This is a genomic window from Nevskia sp. (genome assembly GCF_051860985.1).
GTDB lineage: Bacteria > Pseudomonadota > Gammaproteobacteria > Nevskiales > Nevskiaceae > Nevskia.
Map to the genome: position 1 here is coordinate 18609 of NZ_JBIMKV010000004.1, position 19618 is coordinate 38226.

The following is a 19618-nucleotide window of genomic DNA, read 5'->3' on the forward strand; positions in this document are numbered from 1 at the left end:
AACGCACGATGAAGAACGAGTGGCCGCTGTGGGAAGTATTCATCCGCAGCCAGCACGGGCTGGCGCACCGCCACGTCGGCAGCCTGCATGCGCCGGACGCGACGATGGCGATCAACAACGCCCGCGATGTCTACACGCGGCGCAACGAAGGCACCAGCATCTGGGTGGTGAAGTCGGTCGACATCACCGCCAGCAGCCCGGACGACAAGGGCGAGCTGTTTGATCCAGCCCAGAGCAAGGTCTACCGGCACCCGACCTTCTTCCCGATGCCCGACGAGGTCAAAGGCCTGTGACCGCGACCCGCACGGATGCAGCGCGCACCGACTACCTGCTGCGCTTCGGCGACAACGCGCTGATCCTCAGCCAGCGGCTCAGCGAATGGTGCGGCAAGGGCCCGGCGCTGGAAGAGGACATGGCGCTGACCAACACCGCGCTCGACCTGCTCGGCCAGGCGCGGCTGTGGCTGTCGCTCGCCGCCGAGGCGATCGGCGATGGCGCCGACGAGGACACGCTGGCCTACCTGCGCGACGACTGCGGGTTCCGCAACCTGCTGCTGGTCGAGCAGCCGAACGGCGCTTACGCCGACACGCTGGCCCGGCAGTTCCTGTTCGATGCCTGGTCGTCGCTGGCGCTGCGCCGGCTGCTGGCCTCCAGCGATGCCGCGATCGCCGCGATCGCCGAGAAGGCGATCAAGGAAGCCAGCTATCACCTGCGTCGCAGCAGCGATCTGGTGGTGCGTCTCGGCGACGGCACCGAGCGCAGCCATGCGCTGTTGCAGGCCGCGTTCGAGCGCCTCTGGCCCTACCACCACGAGCTGTTCATCGGCGATGCCGTCGACGCTGAAATGACGGCGGCCGGGATCGGCTTCGATCCCGCCAGCCTGCGCGACGAGTGGCTGGCCTATGTCCGCGAGGTGCTGGCTGAGGCGACGCTGCGCCTGCCGAAGGACAGCGGCTGGACGCCCAAGGGCGGCAAGCAGGGTCTGCACGGCGAGCACCTGAGCCGGCTGCTGGCCGAGATGCAGGTGCTGCCGCGCAGCCATCCCGGCGCGCGCTGGTAGGCGGCGGCGCGCGATGAGCACCGCCGTCGCCCTGCCGTCGCTGGCGCAGATCCGGGCCTGGCTGGCCGAGGTGCCGGACCCTGAGATTCCGGTGATCTCGATCACCGATCTCGGCATCGTCCGCGACACCCGCTACGACGGCGAGCAACTGGTGGTCACCGTGACGCCGACCTATTCCGGCTGCCCGGCGACCGAAGTGATCGCCGAGCAGATCCGCGCGGCGCTGGCCGCGCGCGGCCTCGCCGATGCGCGCATCGAAACCCGGCTGTCGCCAGCCTGGACCACCGACTGGCTCAGCGACGAAGGCCGGCGGAAGCTGCGCGACTACGGCATCGCGCCGCCGGTCGGGCGGGCGGCGAACGAACATGCCGTCGACCTGAGCCGGCTGCGCCGCGCGGCGCCGGCCCCGGTCGTCGCCTGTCCGCGCTGCGGCTCGACGCGCACCGAGGTGCTGAGCCCGTCCGGCTCCACGCCGTGCAAGAGCCTGTACCGCTGCACGGCCTGCCGCGAGCCGTTCGACTATTTCAAGTGCCATTGAGCGTGCACGCCACGGCACACCGCAGGAGAGAGGCGGCATGAGCAGGTTCCATCCGTTGAACGTGGCATCGGTGCGCGCGGAAACCCGCGACGCCGTGGTGGTCACCTTCGAGGTGCCACCGGAGCACCGCGCGGCCTACCGCTACGAGGCCGGCCAGCACCTGACCCTGCGCGCCGACATCGGCGGCGAGGAGGTGCGGCGTTCGTACTCGATCTGCTCGGCAGCGCAGGAGCAGACCCTGCGGGTGGCGATCAAGCGCGTCGACGACGGCCTGTTCTCGTCCTGGGCCTTCGAGCAGCTGAAGCCCGGCATCGTGCTCGACGTGATGGAGCCTGCCGGCCATTTCAACGTGCCGCTGGCGCCGCAGCGTGCCCGCCACCACGTCGCCTTCGCGGCCGGCAGCGGCATCACGCCGATCCTGTCGCTGATCAAGACCACGCTGCTGGCCGAGCCGCTGAGCCGCTTCACGCTGGTCTACGGCAACCGCGCGTCGTCAAGCGTGATCTTCAAGGACGAGCTGGCCGACCTGAAGGACCGCTACCTCAGCCGCTTCAACGTGGTGTTCATCCTGAGCCGCGAGCAGCAGGACATCGACCTGTTCAACGGCCGCATCGACGCCGGCAAGTGCGAGGCGCTGCTGCGCAGCTGGGTGAATCCGGCCGACATCGACATCGCCTACATCTGCGGCCCGCAGCTGATGATGGAACAGGTGCGCGACAGCCTGATCGCCAACGGCGTGGCGAAGGCCGACATCAAGCTGGAACTGTTCGGCACCGCGATGAACGGTGCTGCGCGACGCGACCGCCGGCCGGCGATCAAGGGCAGCGCCGGCTGCCAGATCACGGTGATCCACGACGGCCTGAGCCGTCAGTTCACGGCAGCGAAGAACGGCCCGTCGCTGCTCGACGCAGCGCTGGCCAGCGGCATCGAACTGCCGTACGCCTGCAAGGGCGGCGTCTGCGGCACTTGCCGCTGCAAGCGGCTGGATGGCGAGGTGGAACTCGACAACCAGTTCGCGCTGGAAGACTACGAACTGGCGCGCGGCTTCATCCTGAGCTGCCAGAGCTTCCCGGTCAGCGATGCGGTGACGCTCGACTTCGACCAGGAAACCTGAGGCCATGACCCAGCCTGCCGAAGCCGAGCCGCTGCTGCTGCGCGAACGCCACGGCCGCGTGGCGCTGCTGCGCCTGCACCGTCCGCAAGCGATGAACGCGCTGTCGCTGGAACTGCGCGAAGCCTTGCGCGAGGCGCTGGTCGAACTCGATGCCGATGCGCAGGTCGGCGCCATCGTCATCACCGGCAGCGACACCGTGTTCGCCGCCGGTGCGGATGTCCGCGCGCTGCAGCACTGGACGGCGGAGGACGCGCGCGACCATCCGCAGCTGCGTGGCGCCTGGACCCAGATCGGCGCAATGCACAAGCCGGTGATCGCCGCCGTTGCCGGGCTGGCGCTGGGCGCCGGCTGCGAGCTGGCGATGATGTGCGACTTCGCACTGGCCGCCGACAACGCCCAGTTCGGCCAGCCGGAGATCCGCCTCGGCCTGATCCCCGGCTCCGGCGGCACCCAGCGGCTGGTCCGCGCGATCGGCAAGGCCAAGGCGATGGAGATGGTGCTGACCGGACGCACGATCGACGCCGCCGAAGCCGAGCGCGCCGGCCTTGTCGCCCGCGTGCTGCCGCTGGCCGAACTGCTGCCGGAAGCGCTGAAGACCGCCGCGCGCATCGCCGGCTACTCGGCGCCGATCGTCGAGCTGGCGCGTGCCGCCGTGCATGCGGCGCATGAAAGCTTTCTCGACGAAGGGCTGCGCCGCGAGGCCGCGCTGTTCGAGGCCACCTTCGTCACCGAAGACCGGCGCGAGGGCATCGACGCCTTCCTGAGCAAGCGAAAACCCGAATTCAAGCACCGATAAGCCGGCGTCATCAGCGCCGCCGAACACGAGGAGAGACGCGATGAACAAGCTGGAAAGCTATGCCTGCGGCAAGTGGCAGGCCGGTGAGGGTGGTGAGGTGATGCTGAACGCACTGACCGGCGAGCCGGTCGCGCAGGTGTCGAGCCGGGGCGTCAATTTCGCCGCGATGCTGGCTCACGCCCGCAAGGTCGGCGGCCCGGCCTTGCGCAAGCTCACGTTCCACGAGCGGGCGATGAAGCTGAAGGCGCTGGCCAGTTACTTGAGCGAGCACAAGGATCGCTACTATGCGATCTCGGCGAAGACCGGCGCCTCGAAGGTCGACTCGATGATCGACATCGACGGCGGCTTCGGCACGCTGTTCAGCTACGCCAGCAAGGGCCGCCGCGAACTGCCGAACGCGCGCTTCATCGTCGACGGCAGCCCCGAGGTGATGGGCAAGACCGGCAGCTTCGTCGGCCAGCATGTGATGACGCCGCTGCAAGGCGCGGTGCTGCACATCAACGCCTTCAACTTCCCGGTCTGGGGCATGCTGGAAAAGCTCAGCCAGAACCTGCTGGCCGGCGTGCCGGCGATCGTCAAGCCGGCCTCGCAGACGGCCTACCTGACCGAAGCCGTGTTCCGCGACATGATCGCCTCCGGCATCTTTCCGGAAGGCGCGCTGCAGCTGATCTGCGGCTCGGTCGGTGACGCCTTCGAGCATCTGACCGGCCAGGATCTGGTGACCTTCACCGGCTCGGCCTCGACCGGGCAGAAGCTGAAATCGCATCCGGTGATCATCCGCAACAGCGTGCGCTTCACGATGGAAGCGGATTCGCTGAACTGCTCGATCCTCGGCCCGGATGCCGTGCCGGGCACGCCGGAATTCGATCTGTACGTGAAGGAAGTGGTGCGCGAGATGACCACCAAGTGCGGCCAGAAGTGCACGGCGATCCGCCGCGCCTTCGTGCCGCGCACGCAACTCGACGCCGTGGCCGAGGCGCTGAAGGCGCGGCTGGCCAAGGTCGTGGTCGGCGACCCTTCGGTCGACGGCGTGACCATGGGCGCGCTGGCCTCGCTGGCCCAGCGCGATGAAGTGCGCAAGGCGGTCGCGACGCTGCGCACGGTCGCCGAACTGGTAGCCGGCGATCCGGACACCGTCGCGGTCACTGGCGGCGACGCGGCCAAGGGCGCGTTCCTCGGCCCGATCCTGTTGCGCTGCCAGGACCCGCACGGCGCGGCCGTGGTCCACGAGGTCGAAGCCTTCGGCCCGGTGTCGACGCTGATGCCCTACGACGACGTCGACGATGTCATCGCCCTGGCGGCCAAAGGCGAGGGCAGCCTGGTCGGTTCGCTGTTCACCTACGACAACGCCTTCGCCCGCGAGCTGGTACTGGGGGCCGCCAGCCATCACGGGCGGCTGCTGATCGTCAACCGCGACTGCGCCAAGGAATCGACCGGCCACGGCTCGCCGATGCCGGTGCTGGTCCACGGCGGTCCCGGCCGCGCCGGCGGCGGCGAGGAAATGGGCGGCGTCCGCGGTGTCATGCACTACCTGCAGCGCACGGCGCTGCAGGGTTCGCCGGCAACGCTGGCCGCGATCACCGGCCAGTGGCTGCCTGGCAGCCCGCGCCAGGAAGGCGTGCACCCGTTCCGCAAGAACCTCGACGAGCTGCAGCTTGGCGACACCGTCAAGGCCGGCCCGCGCAAGGTCACGCTGGAGGAGATCGAGCACTTCGCCGCCTTCACCGGCGACACCTTCTACGCCCACATGGACGAGGTGGCGGCGGCCGCCAATCCGTTCTTCGGCGGCCGGGTCGCGCACGGCTACTACATCCTGTCGATGTCGGCCGGCCTGTTCGTGCAGCCGGATCCGGGCCCGGTGCTGGCCAACTACGGCCTCGACAACCTGCGCTTCGTCACGCCCGCCAAGCCCGGCGACGAGCTGAGCGTGACCCTGACCTGCAAGGGCAAGAATCCGCGCATCACCGAGCACTACGGCGAGGTGCGCTGGGATACGGTGGTGACCAACCAGGACGGCAAGGTCGTCGCGACCTACGACGTGCTGACCATGGTGGAAAAGGCGCCAGCGGCGGCCTGAGCCGCTGGCGCGACAACGACAACCAGAACACGCGGAGGAGCACGCCCATGCACTACGACCACATCCTGTACAGCCTCGATGCCGGCATCGCCCGGATCACGCTCAATCGTCCGGACCGCCTGAACAGCTTCACCGCCGCGATGCACGGCGAACTGCGCGATGCGATCAGCCGCGTCGCCGCCGATGACCGCGCGCGGGTGCTACTGCTGACCGGCGCCGGCCGCGGCTTCTGCGCCGGCCAGGATCTGTCCGATCGCGCGGTCAGCGCCGATGCCGCGCCGGTCGATCTCGGCCACACGGTGGAAACGCTGTGGGCGCCGCTGGTCTTGAGCCTGCGGCGGCTGCCGAAGCCGGTGGTGGTCGCCGTCAACGGCGTGGCCGCCGGCGCCGGCGCCAACATCGCGCTGGCTGGCGATATCGTCGTCGCGACGCGCTCGGCGAGCTTCATCCAGTCGTTCTGCAAGCTCGGCCTGATCCCGGACACCGGCGGCACCTGGGCGCTGCCGCGCCTGCTCGGCACCGCGCGGGCGATGGGGCTGGCGATGCTCGGCGACAAGCTGAGCGCGAGCCAGGCGGCCGACTGGGGGCTGATCTGGAAGGCGGTCGATGACGACGCCTTCAGCGCCGAGATCGAGGCGCTGCTGCTGCAGCTGTCGACGGCACCGACCTTCGGTCTGGCCAAGACCAAGGAGCTGATCCTCGGCAGCGGAACGCTGAGCCTGGCCGATGCGCTGGAGCGCGAAGCGCAGGCGATGCGCGCCTGCGGCTACAGCGCCGACTACCGGGAAGGCGTCGCCGCGTTCCTGCAGAAGCGCCCGGCCAGCTTCACCGGCCGCTGATCGCCATGGCTTTCGATCTCCGTTTCAGCGACGCGCAGCTGGCGCTGAAGGCGCAGGCGCGTGCCTTCGCGCGCGAGCAGCTGAGCACCGTGGCCGCCAGCAGCCTGTCGCTGCCGAGCCCGGAAGCGCGCTTCGCCGCCACCCGGCCGGTCTACGAAGCTGCGATTCGGGCCGGCTTCCTGCAGCGGCTGATTCCGCAGCCCTTCGGGGGTGGCGGCAGCGGCCTCGTCGACATGGCCATCGTCGCCGAGGAGTTCCATGCCGCCGACGTCAATGTCTCGCTGACGCTGTTCGCCGACCTGCTCGGCCTGATGCCGCTGTTCATCGCCGGCACGCCAGCGCAGCAGCAGCGCTGGATCGCGCCGTTTCTGGCGCGCGATGGCGCGCCGCTGGCCGCGCTGGCCAACAGCGAGCCGGGCGGCAGCGCGAACTACGCGGCGGCGGTTGCCGGTGGCGGCACCCGGACCGCGGCGGTGCGCGATGGCGAGCACTGGCTGATCCACGGCAGCAAGCAGTGGGTGTCGAGCGCCACCGGCTGGGATGGCCGGGGTGCCGATCTGCTCTGCGTCGTCTGCTGCACCGATCCGGCGGCGCCGCCCGAGCAGCGGCTCAGCGTGCTGCTGGTGCCGCGCGCGGCGCTGCAAGCCGGCACCGGGCTGGTCACCGAAAGCATTCCGGACACGGTCGGCCATCGCGCCCACCTGACGCCGCGCTTCCGCCTCGATGGCGTGCGGGTGCCGGCCGATCACGTGGTCGGCGGCGTCGGCGGCGGCAAGGCGCTGGTTGATGCCAGCTTCGCCGGCACGGCGGCGCTGGTCGGCATCATGGCGGTCGGCGTGATGCGCGCAGCCTGGGATTTCGCGCTGCAGTTCGCGCGCAGCGAAACCCGGGGCGGCGCGCTGCCGATCATCGAACACCAGGCGGTCGGCTATGCGCTGGCCGATGCCAAGACCGCGATCGAGGCGGCGCGCAGCCTTGGCTGGCGCGCCTGCGCGGCGGTCGATGCCCAGGCGCCGGATGCGTTGGAGCTGTCGCTGCACGCGAAGATTTTCGGTTCGGAAACGGCGGTGCGGGTGATCACCGAGCTGATGCGGGTGGTCGGCATCGACAGCTACGACCAGTCGCTGCCGCTGGCCGGCCTGCTGCAGGACGCGCTGGCGCTGCCGCTGTTTGACGGCGGCAACATGGGCGTGCGCCGCCGCCAGCTGCACGAACTGCTGCGCGCCGGGAGCGCGACATGAGCGAGGCCTGCGCCGCCCTGCCGGCCAGCGCTGCGGTGGCGGTGATCGGCGCCGGCGCGATGGGCGCCGGCATCGCCCAGGTGGCGGCTCTGGCCGGCCATCCGGTCTGGCTGCACGACCTGCGGCCGGGCGCGGCGGAGACAGCGATCGCCGGCATCCGCGCGCAGATCGACAAGCTGGCCGCCAAGGGCCGGCTGACGCCCGAACGCGCAGCGGCAGCCAGTGCCGCGCTGCGCGCGGCCGGCGCGCTGGACGAGCTGCGCGACGCCAAGCTGGTGGTCGAAGCGATCGTCGAAGACCTCGAGGTCAAGCGGGCGCTGTTCACCGAGCTGGAAGCGCGGCTGGCCGATGACGCGATCCTGGCGACCAATACCTCGTCGATCTCGATCACCGCGATCGGCGCGGCGCTGCAGCGGCCGGAGCGGCTGGTCGGCCTGCATTTCTTCAACCCGGCGCCGCTGATGCCGCTGGTCGAAGTGATCGCCGGCCGCGCCACCGACACGGCGGTGGCCGACACCGTGTTCGCCACCAGTGCCGCGTGGGGCAAGACGCCGGTGCGGGCGCGCTCCACTCCCGGTTTCATCGTCAACCGCGTCGCCCGGCCGTTCTATGCCGAAGGTCTGCGGCTGCTGCAGGAAGGGGTCTGCGATCCGGCGACGCTCGACGCCGTGATGCGCGACGCCGGCGGCTTCCGCATGGGCCCCTGCGAGCTGATGGACCTGATCGGCCACGACGTGAACTACGCGGTCACCCGCAGCGTGTTCGACGCCTACTACGGCGATCCGCGCTTTGCGCCGTCGTTCGTGCAGCTGGAACTGGTGCAGGCCGGCCATCTGGGCCGCAAGAGCGGACGCGGTTTCTACGACTACCGCGACGGCGCGCCGAAGGCCGAAGCCGCCACCGCCGGCCCGCAGCCGCGGCCGTGGCGGATCGCGCTGAATCTGGGCCATCCGGTCGGCGCGGCCTTGGCGAAGCGCATGTACGCCTCGGCGGCGCAGCCGCTGCAGACCTTGAGCAGCGTTGCCGATGGCCGCATCGCCACCCTCGACGAGCACACCGCCGTGTTCGCCAGCGATGGCCGCAGCGCCACCGCCATCGCCGCCGCCCTGGGCCTGCCGGCGGTGGTGACGATCGACCTGATGCTGGACCCGGCCACGGCCAGGCGGGTGGCGATCGGCGTGTCGGCGCACTGCACCGACGTGGCGCGCGATGCGGTGATCGGCATGCTGCAATCGGCCGGTCTTGCGGTGTCGGTGCTCGCCGATTCGCCCGGGCTGGCGGTGCTGCGCACGGTGGCGATGCTGGCCAACGAGGCCTTCGATGCCGTGCACCAGCAGGTCTGCAGCCTCGAGGCGGTCGACATCGCGATGCGCGGCGGCGTGAACTACCCGATCGGCCCGGTGGCATGGGCGCAGCGGATCGGGCTCGATCGGGTGCTGGCGGCGCTCGACCACCTGCACGCGCACTACGGCGAGCCGCGCTATCGCGCGTCGGCACGTTTGCGGCATGCGGTTCTGGCCTCCCCCAGGCCATGACCGGAACCCGCAGATGAGTGAATCGACCAAGCAGCTGGTGATGAACGTGCTGATGACCGCCGACAGCGCGAATTTCAGCGGCAATGTCCACGGCGGCCGCATCCTGTCGCTGCTCGACGGCGTGGCCTACGCCTGCGCGGCGCGCTACAGCCGCCGCTACGTGGTGACCCTGTCGGTCGACCAGATGTTCTTCAAGGAGCCAATCCACGTCGGCGATCTGGTGACCTTCAAGGCCGCGATCAACCACACCGGGCGCAGCTCGATGGAAGTCGGCATCCGCGTGGAGGCCGAGAACCTGCGCAGCGGCGAACGCCGTCACACCAACAGCTGCTATTTCACGATGGTCGCGCTCGACGACCACAAGAAGCCGGCGGCGGTGCCGCCGCTGGTGCTGGACACCGATGACGAACGCCGGCGCTGGACCGAGGCGGAACGCCGTCGCGACCAGCGCAAGGCCCAGGCCGCGAAGACCCATCCATGACCCACCCATGACCGCTCCGATTCCCGACGATCCTGCCAGCCTGGCCCGCGCCAGCGGCGCCGCGATGTACGCCCGCGACGAGGCCTCGAAAGCGATGGGCGCGGTGCTGGCCGACATCGGCCCCGGCTTCGCGACCATGACCATGACCGTGCGCCGCGACATGCTCAACGGCTACGGCACCTGCCACGGCGGCACCCTGTTCGCGCTAGCCGATTCGGCGTTCGCGTTCGCCTGCAACAGCCATAACGAGGCGGCGGTCGCGGCCGGCTGCTCGATCGAATTCCTGCGCGCCGGCCGCGAAGGCGACCGCCTGACCGCAACCGCCGTCGAGCGCGCCCGCAGCGGCAAGAGCGGCATCTACGACGTCACCGTCAGCAACGCGGCCGGCGAGGTGCTGGCGCTGTTCCGCGGCAAGTCGCTGAAGGTCGGCGGCAGCGTGATCGGCACCGAGCGGGTCTGAACCGGGCCGGACGCCGTCGCTGCGGCGCAGCGTGGTGACCGGCACCGGCAGCGAGGCGCCCGCGTCGTTGCGACGTCACGCTGGAAGCGAACCATCGCCACAGCCGGCACCGACCGGCGGCGAGCACCAACACGACTGGAGGAGCCAGACGATGTCCCCACGCCACAGCCCGCGCCAGGCGCCGCTCGATGCCATCGAGCGCGCCAGCCGCGACGAGATCGCTGCGTTGCAGCTCGAACGCCTGCGCGCCACCTTGCACCATGCCTACGCCAACGTCGGCCACTACCGGCAGGCCTTCGATGCCGCGGGCGTGCATCCGGACGACCTGCGCCAGCTTTCCGACCTCGCGAAGTTCCCGTTCACCACCAAATCGGTGCTGCGCGACCACTACCCGTTCGGCCTGTTCGCCGTGCCGCGCGAGCAGGTGGTGCGCATCCATGCCTCCAGCGGCACCACCGGCAAGCCGACCGTGGTCGGCTACACACGGCAGGACATCGACACCTGGGCGAACCTGGTGGCGCGCAGCATCCGCGCGGCCGGCGGCGGCCCCGGCGACATCGTCCACATCGCTTACGGCTATGGCCTGTTCACCGGCGGCATGGGCGCGCACTACGGCGCCGAACGGCTCGGCTGCACCGTGGTGCCGATGTCCGGCGGCCAGACCGAGAAGCAGATCCAGCTGATCACCGATTTCAAGCCGGACCTGATCATGGTGACGCCGAGCTACATGCTGAACCTGATCGAGGAATTCCAGCGCCAGGGCCTGGACCCTGCGGCCTCGTCCTTGCGCTGCGGCATCTTCGGCGCCGAGCCGTGGACCAACGCGATGCGCCGCGAGATCGAGACCCGCGCCGACATCGACGCCGTCGACATCTACGGCCTGTCGGAAGTGATGGGGCCGGGTGTGGCCAGCGAGTGCGTGGAGTCGAAGGATGGCCCGGTGATCTGGGAAGACCATTTCTATCCGGAGATCATCGACCCGCTGACCGGTGAGCCGGTGGCCGACGGCGAGCCCGGCGAGCTGGTGTTCACCAGTCTCACCAAGCAGGCGCTGCCGATCATCCGCTACCGCACCCGCGACCTGACCCGGCTGCTGCCGCCGACCGCGCGCAGCATGCGGCGCATGGACAAGATCACCGGAAGATCCGACGACATGCTGATCATCCGCGGCGTCAATGTCTTTCCGACCCAGATCGAGGAGCTGCTGCTGCAGATCCCGCAGCTGGCGCCGAACTACCTGATCGAAGTCAGCCGCGACGGCAACCTCGATGCGGTGGCCGTGCATGTCGAGCTGGCGGCCGACGCCGGCCATCTCGGCGAAGGTGATCGCGGCACGGTTGCCCGCGACCTGCAGCACCGGGTCAAGACCCATGTCGGCATCTCGATCAAGGTCCACCTCGGTGCGCCGGCAACACTGGAGCGCTCGGTCGGCAAGGCCAAGCGCGTCGTCGACCGGCGGCCGAAAGGCGAGCCGGCTGCCGCCTGAGCCCGCGCCGTTCCCATTTCCCGTTCCCGCTTCCCGGATTCGACCATGACCCAGGCTTACATCTGCGACGCCATCCGCACCCCGTTCGGCCGCTACGGCGGCGCCCTGGCCGCGATCCGCGCCGATAACCTGGCGGCGCTGCCGATCGCCGCGCTGATTCAGCGGAATCCGAACGTCGACTGGGCGGCGCTCGACGACGTGTTCTACGGCTGCGCCAACGGTGCCGGCGAGGACAACCGCAACGTTGCCCGCATGGCGGCGCTGCTGGCCGGGCTGCCGGAGACGGCGCCGGGCACGACCATCAACCGCCTGTGCGGGTCCAGCCTCGATGCGGTGGGGCTGGCGGCGCGCTCGATCAAGGCCGGCGAAGCCAGCCTGATGATCGCCGGCGGCGTCGAAAGCATGACCCGCGCGCCGTTCGTGATGGGCAAGGCCGACAGCGCGTTCTCGCGCAACGCGGCGATCGCTGATACCACCATCGGCTGGCGTTTCGTCAATCCGCGCATGAAGGCGCAGTACGGCATCGATTCGATGCCGGAGACGGCCGAGAACGTCGCCACCGATTTCGCCATCGGCCGTGCCGATCAGGACGCCTTCGCGCTGCGCAGCCAGCAGCGCTGGGCCGCCGCCCACGCGCAGGGCTATTTCGCGCGCGAACTGGTGCCGGTGTCGATTCCGTCGAAGAAGGGCGAGCCGACCGTGTTCGACACCGACGAGCATCCGCGCCCGGACACCACGGCAGCGATGCTGGCCAAGCTGAAAGGCGTGGTGCGCCCGGACGGTACGGTCACTGCCGGCAATGCCAGCGGCGTCAACGACGGCGCCTGCGCGCTGCTGCTGGCCTCCGAAGCCGGCGCGGTTCGTCACGGGCTGACGCCGCGCGCCCGGGTGCTGGCGATGGCAACGGTCGGACTGGCGCCACGGATCATGGGCTTCGGCCCGGCACCCGCCACCCGCAAGGTGCTTGCGATGGCCGGCCTGTCGCTGGCCCAGATGGACGTCATCGAGCTGAACGAAGCGTTCGCCGCCCAGGGGCTGGCGGTGACCCGCGATCTCGGTCTGCCGGATGATGCCGCGCACGTGAACCCGAACGGCGGCGCCATCGCCATCGGCCATCCGCTCGGTGCGTCGGGCGCGCGGTTGGTGACCACGGCGCTCAACCAGCTGGAGCGCATCGGCGGCCGCTACGCGCTGTGCACGATGTGCATCGGCGTCGGCCAGGGCATCGCGCTGGTCATCGAGCGGGTCTGAGCCGCGCTCAGACCAGCCCCAGCCGGATCGCGGCGGCGACGGCGGCGCCGCGGCTGCCGACGCCGAGCTTTTCGTAGACGTTGTGCAGATGCCATTTGATCGTCGACACCGACACCAGCAGGGTGTCGGCGAGCGTCTGGTTGCTCAGGCCGGCGTGCAGCAGGCGCAGCAGCTCGATCTCGCGGCTGGTCAGCGCTTCTAGGTTGCCGGCCGGGCTGGCCGGGTCGATGGCGACTTCCGCAGGGTCCTGACGGTTCGCGCCCTGCAGCCGGGCACGTAGCCAGCCCTGCAGGTCGAGCAGCGGACGCAGGTCCTGGGTCGCGGCGCAGCTGCGCCGGCCGTCGATCGCATCGAGGATCGGCAGCAGCGCGCGGCCGGCGGTGGCGATAGGGTAGGCGTGGAATTCGCTGGCGGCGGCGGTCAGCGCGCGATCCAGCTGCCGGGCGGCCTCCTGGTGCAGGCCCAGGGCCCAGAGTCCGACCGCGCGATGCGTGGTGACGCTCAAGGCGAAGCAGCCCCGGGCTTCCGCGCCCCGGGCCTGCTGCAAGCCGGTCAGCAGCCGCACCGCCGCGCGGCTGTCGCCGCAGGCCAGCCGGAAGCGGGCGTCGACCAGCTTCAGCGCATCGCGCTGGGCGCGCGGCAGGTCGTCGCCGGCGTCGAGCAGCCGGGTGCGCCGGGCGATCGCGGCGGCGGCGCCGATATCGCCGGCGGTTAGCTGTAGCGCGGTTTCCTCCAGCGCCAGTGCCAGATACAGGCGCCGATGCTGCTCGCGCAGCGCTGCATCCTGGCCTTCCTGCAGCAGCTGCGCGGCCAGATCGATGCGTTGTCGATCCGCCAGCAGCCGGGCTTCGCAGCGCAGCGCCACCAGCTGCGGTTCGACCGGACCGAAGATCTCCTTGAACGCCCGGCTGGCGTCGATGTGCAGCGCGGCCTGGTCGTAATCGCAGCGTTGCACGGCGATTTCGGCGTCGAGTAGGGCCGACAGCCCGGCGACATAGCTGCGCTGGCCGAGCCCCAGGCCTTGCGAATCGCGGTGCAGGTGCTGGCCGATGCGGCCGGCCGCCCGCAACTCGCCGCGTTCGACATCGATCAGGCCGTGGAGGAAATCGCCCCAGGCCGACAGATAGGCGGAATCGGCGCGCTGGCCATGCGCGTGGGCGGCCAGGGCGTGCTGATGGCTTCGATCGAAATCGCGGCGGGCGAAGTAGCCGTAGCTCAGGCAGTTGGACAGCGTGGCGATCAGGAACGGCTCGCTGGGCGGCACTTTCGGCAGCAGCGTCGTGGCACGCTCGACGCAGTCGTCGATGTCGTCGGAACAGGCCTTGGTGGCCGCCTGCACGGTCTGCGCCCAGAGCAGCCAGTGGGCACGTTCGTCGTCGTCGAGATGCCAGGGTGTCGGCGCTGCGCCGGACAGGATGTCGATGGCCTGCTGGGACACGGTCATCGCCCGCGCGGTGTCGCGCGAAAACGCCGACGCCCAGGCGTGGCTAAGCAGGATTTCCGGTCGCTGCGCGTGGAACTCGGTGGGCAGCATGCGCAGCCAGTCGAGCACCGTGTAGTGATCGCCGCGAAACAGCGAGGCGCGGATCGCATGGCTGGCGATCAGCTCGGCGGCCTGCTCGAAATGGCTGCCGTCGAGCGCGTAGCGGATCGCCTCGCCAGGCTGCTCGTGCGCCGCACACCAACTGGCGGCCTGCCGGCAGGCGATCCGGTAGCCGTCGGGATCGGTACTGCGGAATTCGTGCTGCAGGAATTCGGCGAACAGGTGGTGATAGCGGTGCCACTGGCCGTCGCGGTCGAGCGCGATCAGGAACAGGTTGGCGCGGCCGATGTCGTCGAGCATGCGGCGGCTGTCGGCGTGGCCGGTGGTGGCGGCACAGAGCGCGGCGTTCATCCGCCGCAGCGGCGAGCTGCGCAGCAGGAAATCGCGGACCTGCGCCGGCTGGGCGCGGATCACGCTTTCGACCAGGTAGCGGGTCAGGTCGCGATCGCGTCCGGAGAAGGTCTTCAGCAGGTCGGCCGCATCGCCCTGGTGCCGGCGCAGCGCCAGCGCGGCGAGCTGCACGCCGGTCGGCCAGCCTTCGGTGGAGTGCAGCAGCGTGTCGATGTCGGTCGCCGACAGTTCTAGCTGGTGATAGCGCCTGAGGAATTGATCGGTCTGGTCCCGATCGAAATTCAGCTCGTCCTGCCCGATCTCGATCAGCTGCCCGGCGACCAGCAGGCGGCCAAGCTGCAGCGGCAGGCAATGGCGACTGGCGATGATCAGCGACAGCTGGCGCGGCAGGTGCGCCAGCAGGCGATCGACGAAGCGCAGGATCGAAGGCGCGACCAGATGCTGGAAATCGTCGATGAAGATCGCGGCCGGCATCGTCAGTCCGCCGAGCCGGCTTCCGAGCCGGTCGAACAGGGAATCGAAGTCGCGCACCGGGTTGGCGCCGAGCGCGATTAGCTCGTCGTCGGCAAAGCCGGGACTCAGGCCCTGCACGGCGCTGATGAAGTAGCGCGCGAAGGTGGCAGGATCGTTTTCCTCGGCATCGAGCCCGAGCCAGGTGACGGCGATGCCGCGCTCGCCGACGGCGCCCAGCAGTTCGGTCATCAGGTTCGACTTGCCGGAGCCGGCCGGGGCGACGATGGCGATCAGGCGGCGGTCCGGCAAGCCGTCGACGGCGCGGCGGATGACCGCGCCATGCGAGATCGCCCGGGCGTCACGGACCGGAGGGCCGAGCTTGCTGGCGATCAGGCCCTCGAGCAGGGCAGGCGCCGGTCGGGTCATTCATGTTCTCCCTGTTCGGAGGGCGACAGCGGCGCAGCGGTCGCGCCCGGGACCGCATGATGACGATGCCTGCTGCGCCGTGTCCCGATCCAAGGATCGGGTTTCCGGCTGCAGCATTTCCCTAGCATCGTCCTCACTGCTCCGCCGGCATCGCCGCCGACGAGAGCAGCACGATAACGACAAGAGGAGAACCGACGATGAGCAGTGCCCCGATATCCGCCGCGCCGGCAGCGGCCTACCACGACGACAAGCGCCACTGGTGGTGGCTGCCGCTGTTCGTCGCGATCTCGCCGGTGCTCGGCATCGTGCTGACAGCGCGGACCGGGCAGGCCGCCTGGCTGTGGATCACGCCGCTGCTGTGGTACGTGGTGCTGCCGGTCGCCGACGGGCTGGTCGGCCGCGACAGTCGCAATCCGCCGGATGCGGCGGTGCCGACGCTGGAATCCGACCGCTATTACAAGTTCCTGGTCTACGCCTCGATTCCACTGTTCTACGTGACCTGGATCGGCGCTGCCTGGGCGATCGCCACCCAGCACTACGACTGGATCGGCTACCTCGGCGTCAGCCTCGCGGTGGCCCTGACCAACGGTCTGGCGCTGGTGGTCGGCCACGAGATCGGCCACAAGACCAACCGCTTCGAGAAGCGCCTCGCCCAGATCGTGCTCGCGGTGCCGGCCTACGGTCACTTTTCGGCCGAGCACAACCGCGGTCACCACAAGGATGTGGCGACCCCGAACGACCCGGCCTCGTCGCGCTTCGGCGAATCGCTGTACGCCTTCGTGCTGCGGGAGATTCCCGGCGCGATCGGCCGCGCCTGGCACGACGAGAAGCAGCGGCTGGCGCGCAGCGGCAAGGGTGCCTGGAGTCCGTTCAACGAGCTGCTGCAGTCGTTCGCGATCACCGCCGTGCTCTATGGCGGCGCGCTGGCGGTCTGGGGCGCGGTGCTGCTGCCGTTCCTGCTGATCTCGACGTTCTGGGGCTGGCAGTTCCTGTCGACCTCGAACTACATTGAGCACTACGGGCTGCTGCGCCAGCAGCTGCCGGATGGCCGCTACGAACGCTGCCGGCCCGAGCATTCCTGGAACGCCGATCACGTCATCTCGAACCTGATGCTCTACCACCTGCAGCGTCATTCGGACCATCACGCCCGGCCGACCCGCTGCTACCAGGCGCTGCGCAGCGACCGCGCGCCGGAGCTGCCGTCGGGCTATCCGCTGTGCTTCACGCTGGCCTACTTCCCGCCGCTGTGGCGCGCAGTGATGGACCAGCGGGTGCTCGCCGTCTACGGCGGCGACATCACCCGGGTCAACATCCAGCCGTCGAAGCGGGCGCAGATCCTGGCTCGCTACGGCGCCAGCAAGCCCAGCGCCGCAGGAGGCTGACCATGGGCCGTTATCGCTGTCCCGGCTGCGGTCATCTCTACGACGAGGCGCTCGGCAACCCGCATGAAGGTTTCCCGCCCGGCACCCGCTGGGCGCAGATTCCGGACGACTGGGCCTGCCCGGACTGCGCCGTGCGGGACAAGGCCGATTTCCTGCGCGACGACCAGCCGGACTTGCGCTAGGGCCGTACGGTTTCAGCCGCGCCGCATCTCGGCGACGAGGAAGTCGATCAGGCTGCGGGCGCGCTGGGTCAGGAAGCGGGTCTGCGGGTAGACGATGCTGACCGGCTTCGGGATCGGGTAGTAGTCCTCGAGCAGCGGCACCAGGCCGTGCGCGGCGAAATCGTGGCGGACGATCCAGTCCGGCACCTGGGCGATGCCGAGATCGGCCTGCACCGCCTGCAGGATGGCATCGGCATCGTTGATCCGCAGCGGGCCGGCGACATCGACGCTCTGCCGGCCATGCTCGGATTCGAAGTGCCAGCGGTTCTGTGCGCCGCTGACGATGCAGGCGTGGCTGGCGAGGTCGAGCGGCGACTCTGGCCGGTCGTGCTGCGCCAGATAGCGCGGGCTGGCCACCGTGGTGTATTCGACGATGCCCAGCGAGCGGGCGATCAGCGTGTTCGATGGCAGCGTGCCGATCCGCACACCCAGTTCCAGGCCTTCGCCGATCAGGTCGACGATGTCGTCCTTCATGACGATGTCGAGCTTGACCTTCGGATGGCGCTCGATGAATCGGGCCAGCAGCGGCATCAGCTGCCGCCGGCCGTAGGACTGCGGAATGGTCAGTCGCAGCATGCCGCTGACCTCGACCTGCTGCGCCTTCCGCGACGCCGAGGTCAGCGCGTCGACGGTATCGAGCAGCTGGCGGGCGTGTTCGTAAAGCTGCAGCGCCTCGTCGGTCGGATGCAGCTTGCGCGTGGTGCGGGTGAACAGCTGCACGCCGAGGCTGGTTTCCAGTGCCGCGACGATCTTGCTGATCGACGACTGCGTGGTGCCCAGCTCGCGGGCCACGGCCGAAAAGCTGCCGACCTCCACGGCGCGGACAAAGACCTGGTAGGCCTTCGTGCTGTCCATGGGGCCGGCGAGGGCTCAGGAAGCGCCGAGGTGCGACAGCGCCGCCTGGGTCAGGTAGCGGTCGTACATCTTCGGATCGTTGGCGCCACTGAGGTGGACGCTTTCGACCGCGCGCACCTGCTGCAGCCGGGTGACGCTGTTGGTCTGGATGTCCGAGGCAGTGACCTGGCACCAGCTCCAGTACGGATGCTTGCCGTCCATGAATTTCTTGCTGCCGTTGTCGTAGACCGAGTAGGCGCCGTCGAACGAGCGGTAGGCCTTGCCATTGCGATCATAGGTGACCATGCCGATCACCACCTGGTTGCGGGCGTCGAACCAGACGCGCTTCTTGGAGATCGGCGCGCGCGGGAATTTCAGCGGTTCGGCTTCGACGATGATCGCTTCCGGCACCAGCTGCACGGTGGTGTCCCAGAAGGTCTTGCCCTTCGGGCCGCCGTGGGTGGCGTGTTCCCAGTTCGGATGGTCGGCCGCCCAGTTGTCGTCGAGGCCGGCCAGGAACGGGCCGCGGCCGACGATCTTGTAGTTGCCCCAGGAGTACAGCGGATCACCGGCCGCCCAGGCATCGGACAGGAACAGCGTCAGACCCGGCACCAGCGGTTCGAAGCGCTGGTCGGTCGGGAACTGGCGCACGCGGCGGAACTCCGGCACGTAGCCGTACAGCGACGGCAAGGTGCTGTGGTCGTAGTCCCAGATGTTCAGGAACGAGGTGCCGCGGAACTGCTTGGGTTCGTTGAAGAACACCGACTGGAAGCGCAGCTTGTCCTTGTGCTCCGGCCAGTACGGCTTCGGTTCCATACTGACCCGGGCGATCGGTGACATCTCGGCCCAGCCGCCGGAGTACTTAAAGCGATCGGCGCCGTCGCTGTTGATGTTGGCCAGCTGCATCGCATAGAACGAGGCGTCTTGGCGACCCCAGTTCAGCGTCTGCGCGGCGAACAGCTGGATCGCATCCTTCGGATCGGGGAACGGGTTGCCGCCGATCCACGGCCCGCCCGTCGCCTTGTCGATGACATTGCCCTTGGCGTCGAAGCCGGCCTTGCCGGTGTTGCGCAGCGTCGCCTCGATGTACTCCCACGGCGACAGCCGCATGACATCGGTGGTGGTCTTGCCCAGCTTGAGCTTGCGGCCCTGCGTGAGGATCTGCTCGTAGCGCACCGGCTCCAGCAGGTCCTTGACCAGCTCGACGTTCTTCGCCTCGATGGTGTCGCCGGTCTTGAGCTTGCCCTTGGTATAGCCCTCGATCGACAGCAGTTCCTCGGGATAGGCCTTGTTGATCTCGCCGGTGGCGGCGATCGCCTCGGCCAGCGGCATCAGCACGCCGGTCGACAGCACGCCTTTCGAGGCATCGGCGAGGAACTTGCGCCGCGAGTAGCCGCGGTCATAGCGCAGACGTTTCATGTGTCGCTCCTGGTGCACGTGGGGCGGTCTGCTGCTGAGCCGGTGGGACCGTGCGCGCGCAGACTCTGGTGGTGGGGTGCAACGGTGTGGCGGGTCCACCCGATGTCGGCG

Annotated in this window: 18 protein-coding genes; 15 read left to right on the forward strand and 3 right to left on the reverse strand. The window is 69.4% G+C overall.

The features are described 5' to 3' along the window. The first annotated feature begins 8 nt into the window (after positions 1 to 8). From paaB to pcaF, 13 genes are all read left to right on the forward strand, one after another. Complete coding sequence (gene paaB / locus ACTIGJ_RS05060) at positions 9 to 293, forward strand: 1,2-phenylacetyl-CoA epoxidase subunit PaaB (RefSeq protein WP_439639197.1); 285 nt, start codon at positions 9 to 11, stop codon at positions 291 to 293. Continuing rightward, the gene (gene paaC / locus ACTIGJ_RS05065) at positions 290 to 1060 is read left to right on the forward strand and encodes a 1,2-phenylacetyl-CoA epoxidase subunit PaaC (protein WP_439639198.1); all 771 of its coding nucleotides are present in this window, start codon (positions 290 to 292) and stop codon (positions 1058 to 1060) included. Before paaB ends, paaC begins: the two co-directional genes overlap by 4 nt. A 13-nt stretch (positions 1061 to 1073) precedes the next feature. Then, positions 1074 to 1598: a 1,2-phenylacetyl-CoA epoxidase subunit PaaD gene (paaD, locus tag ACTIGJ_RS05070; protein WP_439639199.1), complete on the forward strand. Its 525-nt coding sequence runs from the start codon at positions 1074 to 1076 to the stop codon at positions 1596 to 1598. Between the two features lie 37 nt (positions 1599 to 1635). Beyond that, positions 1636 to 2712 carry a 1,2-phenylacetyl-CoA epoxidase subunit PaaE gene (gene paaE, locus ACTIGJ_RS05075; RefSeq protein WP_439639200.1) on the forward strand — a complete coding sequence of 359 codons (1077 nt, stop codon included), beginning with the start codon at positions 1636 to 1638 and terminating at the stop codon, positions 2710 to 2712. A gap of 4 nt (positions 2713 to 2716) precedes the next feature. Continuing rightward, positions 2717 to 3508, forward strand: coding sequence for an enoyl-CoA hydratase-related protein (locus ACTIGJ_RS05080; RefSeq protein ID WP_439639201.1), 792 nt, complete (start codon positions 2717 to 2719; stop codon positions 3506 to 3508). Positions 3509 to 3548: 40 nt separating this feature from the next. Continuing rightward, positions 3549 to 5585, forward strand: a complete 2037-nt coding sequence (gene paaZ / locus ACTIGJ_RS05085; protein WP_439639202.1) for a phenylacetic acid degradation bifunctional protein PaaZ — start codon at positions 3549 to 3551, stop codon at positions 5583 to 5585. Positions 5586 to 5632: 47 nt separating this feature from the next. Continuing rightward, positions 5633 to 6424 (forward strand): 2-(1,2-epoxy-1,2-dihydrophenyl)acetyl-CoA isomerase PaaG, encoded by a 792-nt coding sequence (gene paaG / locus ACTIGJ_RS05090; protein ID WP_439639203.1) that lies wholly within the window; start codon positions 5633 to 5635, stop codon positions 6422 to 6424. A gap of 5 nt (positions 6425 to 6429) precedes the next feature. Then, positions 6430 to 7665, forward strand: coding sequence for an acyl-CoA dehydrogenase family protein (locus tag ACTIGJ_RS05095; RefSeq protein ID WP_439639204.1), 1236 nt, complete (start codon positions 6430 to 6432; stop codon positions 7663 to 7665). After that, on the forward strand, positions 7662 to 9200 hold the full coding sequence (locus tag ACTIGJ_RS05100) for a 3-hydroxyacyl-CoA dehydrogenase (RefSeq protein WP_439639205.1): 1539 nt from the start codon (positions 7662 to 7664) through the stop codon (positions 9198 to 9200). Before ACTIGJ_RS05095 ends, ACTIGJ_RS05100 begins: the two co-directional genes overlap by 4 nt. 13 nt (positions 9201 to 9213) lie before the next feature. Further along, positions 9214 to 9681 (forward strand): acyl-CoA thioesterase, encoded by a 468-nt coding sequence (locus ACTIGJ_RS05105; RefSeq protein ID WP_439639206.1) that lies wholly within the window; start codon positions 9214 to 9216, stop codon positions 9679 to 9681. Between the two features lie 7 nt (positions 9682 to 9688). Beyond that, on the forward strand, positions 9689 to 10141 hold the full coding sequence (paaI, locus tag ACTIGJ_RS05110; protein ID WP_439639207.1) for a hydroxyphenylacetyl-CoA thioesterase PaaI: 453 nt from the start codon (positions 9689 to 9691) through the stop codon (positions 10139 to 10141). A 151-nt stretch (positions 10142 to 10292) separates the two neighbouring features. Continuing rightward, entirely contained in the window at positions 10293 to 11627 is a 1335-nt protein-coding gene (paaK, locus tag ACTIGJ_RS05115) for a phenylacetate--CoA ligase PaaK (protein WP_439639208.1), read from the forward strand. 45 nt (positions 11628 to 11672) lie between these two features. After that, positions 11673 to 12878, forward strand: coding sequence for a 3-oxoadipyl-CoA thiolase (gene pcaF, locus ACTIGJ_RS05120; RefSeq protein ID WP_439639209.1), 1206 nt, complete (start codon positions 11673 to 11675; stop codon positions 12876 to 12878). A gap of 7 nt (positions 12879 to 12885) precedes the next feature. Here the strand turns inward: pcaF and ACTIGJ_RS05125 are convergent, their stop codons facing one another. Further along, positions 12886 to 15651 carry a LuxR C-terminal-related transcriptional regulator gene (locus ACTIGJ_RS05125; RefSeq protein ID WP_439639210.1) on the reverse strand — a complete coding sequence of 922 codons (2766 nt, stop codon included), beginning with the start codon at positions 15649 to 15651 and terminating at the stop codon, positions 12886 to 12888. Between the two features lie 197 nt (positions 15652 to 15848). Here ACTIGJ_RS05125 and ACTIGJ_RS05130 point away from each other — a divergent pair, with 197 nt between their 5' ends. Both ACTIGJ_RS05130 and ACTIGJ_RS05135 read left to right on the forward strand, forming a co-directional pair. Continuing rightward, positions 15849 to 17033 carry an alkane 1-monooxygenase gene (locus ACTIGJ_RS05130; RefSeq protein ID WP_439639211.1) on the forward strand — a complete coding sequence of 395 codons (1185 nt, stop codon included), beginning with the start codon at positions 15849 to 15851 and terminating at the stop codon, positions 17031 to 17033. Positions 17034 to 17035: 2 nt separating this feature from the next. Continuing rightward, positions 17036 to 17215 carry a rubredoxin gene (locus ACTIGJ_RS05135; protein ID WP_439639212.1) on the forward strand — a complete coding sequence of 60 codons (180 nt, stop codon included), beginning with the start codon at positions 17036 to 17038 and terminating at the stop codon, positions 17213 to 17215. Positions 17216 to 17227: 12 nt separating this feature from the next. Here the strand turns inward: ACTIGJ_RS05135 and ACTIGJ_RS05140 are convergent, their stop codons facing one another. Together ACTIGJ_RS05140 and ACTIGJ_RS05145 are read right to left on the reverse strand one after the other, a co-directional pair. Next, complete coding sequence (locus ACTIGJ_RS05140) at positions 17228 to 18109, reverse strand: LysR family transcriptional regulator (protein ID WP_439639213.1); 882 nt, start codon at positions 18107 to 18109, stop codon at positions 17228 to 17230. Positions 18110 to 18124: 15 nt separating this feature from the next. Next, positions 18125 to 19507: a DUF1329 domain-containing protein gene (locus ACTIGJ_RS05145; protein ID WP_439639214.1), complete on the reverse strand. Its 1383-nt coding sequence runs from the start codon at positions 19505 to 19507 to the stop codon at positions 18125 to 18127. Between the last annotated feature and the right edge of the window lie 111 nt (positions 19508 to 19618).